This is a genomic window from Cypionkella sp. TWP1-2-1b2, assembly GCF_049896245.1.
Taxonomy (GTDB): Bacteria; Pseudomonadota; Alphaproteobacteria; order Rhodobacterales; family Rhodobacteraceae; genus Cypionkella.
The window spans coordinates 1-2,820 of record NZ_JAFCTX010000088.1 but is presented as its reverse complement, the minus strand read 5'-3'; the positions used below and the strand labels follow the sequence as shown (position 1 = coordinate 2,820).

Below are 2,820 nucleotides of genomic sequence, written 5' to 3'. Positions count from 1 at the left end.
GCGTTGTAAGAGCGCCAGTTCGTCGTGCGGTAGGTCGGAGGTGCAGGTTTGCTCATACCCTGCGACTAACACCTTGCAGTCACGCAGGGAATCCCTCACGATTTGTGCAACAGAGCCGGTCGGCGTCACCAAGCTGCTAACCGCGCCAAGTCTTGATCCATCTTTTCCATCCGATCATGCAACGGCGGCTTTCGCCATCGCCCTCACCTTCGCCTGTACTGGGATGCCACGACGAGCGGCAGGGTTTGGTGTGGCTGCGCTGGTCGTAGCTTTTTCCCGTGTTTACATTGGCACCCACTACGCAAGCGATGTCCTCGGAGGAGCTTTGACTGGAGCACTTGCGACAGCTTTCGTGACGACAGTCTACATGCGGAACACAAGATTTGACCGGTTTATCACAGGCATTTTTTGATATGATGTGCCAGCACGCCACAATGCCTGGATAGATAACAGCGAGAGCATCGTGCAAACAGCAATGAATCATCTTTTACCGTCGCTCCAAGCGCTGGGTCTTTGGGGCTACTGGGTGATCGGCTTGATCGCCTTTGGCGAAGCGCTGATCCTGACCAGCGTTTTTGCGCCGGGCACAATTGTTGTTCTCATTGGCGGAGCGCTGGTAGCCCAAGGGCTTTATGATTTTGGCGACATGGTTTGGTTCGTAGCTGTGGGAACGATTTTGGGGGCGGAGGTCAGCTTTCGGATCGGAGCGCGAGGAGGGCATCTATTTCAAGAAGGCCGCTGGATCTTCTCCAATGCGAACTTGGATCATGGGAAGCGCTTCGTAGCCAAATACGGAGCGCCGAGCATCATCTTAGGTCATTTCTTTGGCCCATTGCGACCGATTGTTCCGGTTGTGGCCGGATTGTCCGGCATGTCCCGTAAGCGCTTTTTCTTATGGAATGTCATCGGAGGTCTTGCTTACACCCTTGCAGTTCTCAGCGTAGGCTACTTTTTTGGCACTGCCCTCGATTTTGTCAGTGCAGCTGTGACGCGGGCCGGATTGTTTGCGCTGGCAGTACTGCTGGTTGTGGTGACCCTGTGGTTTCTTGGGGTCAAGCTGCGTCAAGCAGTGCCGTTTGTTGTCTCAGTCTTACGGTCTGTCGGGCAGGCCATCCGAGAAAACCCCGATGTTCGAAGCCTGGTCGGGCGGCACCAAGTTCTGTTTCGATTTTTGAAGAACCGCATATCTCGAAAACAGTTTTCCGGCTTACCGGCCACTCTTTTAGGCGCTGCAACTGGGTATTTTGTGCTGCTCTACGCCAGCTCGACCCTAGACTATGTGACGCAAAGCCAAATAGTTCAGGTAGATGTCCGCCTTGCCAATTTGATGTCCGCATTCCGCGACCCGTCACTCACCTCTTTTTTTACAGTCGTCACGGCATTCGGCTCTTGGCTGGTCGTTTTGGTCTTGACCGTTGCGGTCTCGTTGCTGCTCTGGCTCCGTCATCGGCTCCACTATCTTCCAGGTCTTTGGATGGCCCTGATCGGCAATATGGTAACCGTTATTCTCCTTAAAAACCTATTTGCACGAGCTAGACCTGCGTTGGCTGTTTATGGCGAAAATAGCTATTCTTTCCCCAGTGGTCACAGCGCTGTGGCGGTCGCGTTTTTCGGATTTGTGACGTATGTGGTGATCCGTGAGCGGATTGCCCGGGTTTGGGTTTTGTTTGTTGCGGGTGCGATTATCGTTTTCTTGATCGGACTGAGCCGCATTTACCTTGTCGAACACTATCTGAGTGATGTATTAAACGGATATTTGGTCGGTGCTCTCTGGGCGCTTCTGGGAATTTCGCTGGCGGAGTGGCTGCGCACCAAAGCGAAGCAGGCGATCGAGTTTCAGACGAAAGCCTGGAATATCGCTACCGCTCTTGGTGTTCTCGCCAGTACAGTGGCCACCGTTTGGTTCGCAGTCGAAAACTACCATCAGAAGCTGAATGTCAAATCCGTTGACACCGTGGTACAACTCGATCAGCCGGTCGAGACCGCATTTGCAGCCAAGCTGTTGCCTGACTATTCTGAAAGTATTGTAGGCGCGCTTCAGGAACCGATCAGCTTGATTGTTCTCACTCCCGACGAAGCAACGTTCTTACAGGTTTTCGAAAAGGCTGGCTGGCATCTGGCGGATAGGCCAACCTTCGCGACGATGTGGAAGGCCGCCTTTGCAATTTGGTTTAATAATCAGTACGACACCGCGCCAGTAACGCCGGCCTTCTGGAACGACAAACCCCATGATTACGGTTTTCAGTCAGAAACTCGGAACAAAGGCTTGCGCCAACGGCACCACGCTCGGTTTTGGAAGACGGAGTTCCGTACTACAGACGGGTTTCTCATCTTCGTTGGTACCGCAAGTTTTGACGATGGGTTGAAATGGGGCCTGACCCATCGCATTGACCCTAATATCGATGCAGACCGTGATCTTCTGATAGCTGATCTGCAGAAAACTAGATTAATTAGTTCAGCGCAAATTATCCAGCTTGTGGCACCAGTTCTTGGTCAGAACTTGACGGGTGATCCATTTTTTACTGATGGCAGGGCTTATCTATTTCAGCTCCAGTCCGGCCCAAACAAAACCATAGTCGCTCCACCCTAAAACGCACCAATAACAATGGAAATGTTATCGAAATTCCACGCTTGGGCAAAAAAGGAAAACGTGACGGAGTGAGTAACATTATGGTTTGCTGTTCGCCATTTTAGCGTGCCGTGGGGCTCTGTTGCACAAATCGTGAGGGATTCCCTGCGTGACTGCAAGGTGTTAGTCGCAGGGTATGAGCAAACCTGCACCTCCGACCTACCGCACGACGAACTGGCGCTCTTACAACG

The 2,820-nt window shown here is 52.4% G+C and carries 2 protein-coding genes; both read left to right on the top strand.

What is annotated here, in order from left to right:
* Window positions 1-40 precede the first annotated feature (40 nt).
* Window positions 41-412, top strand: a complete 372-nt coding sequence (locus tag ACP7AP_RS24055; protein ID WP_426038433.1) for a phosphatase PAP2 family protein — start codon at window positions 41-43, stop codon at window positions 410-412.
* A 6-nt stretch (window positions 413-418) separates the two neighbouring features.
* Window positions 419-2,590 (top strand): LssY C-terminal domain-containing protein, encoded by a 2,172-nt coding sequence (locus ACP7AP_RS24050; protein ID WP_426038431.1) that lies wholly within the window; start codon window positions 419-421, stop codon window positions 2,588-2,590.
* The last annotated feature ends 230 nt before the right edge of the window (window positions 2,591-2,820 follow it).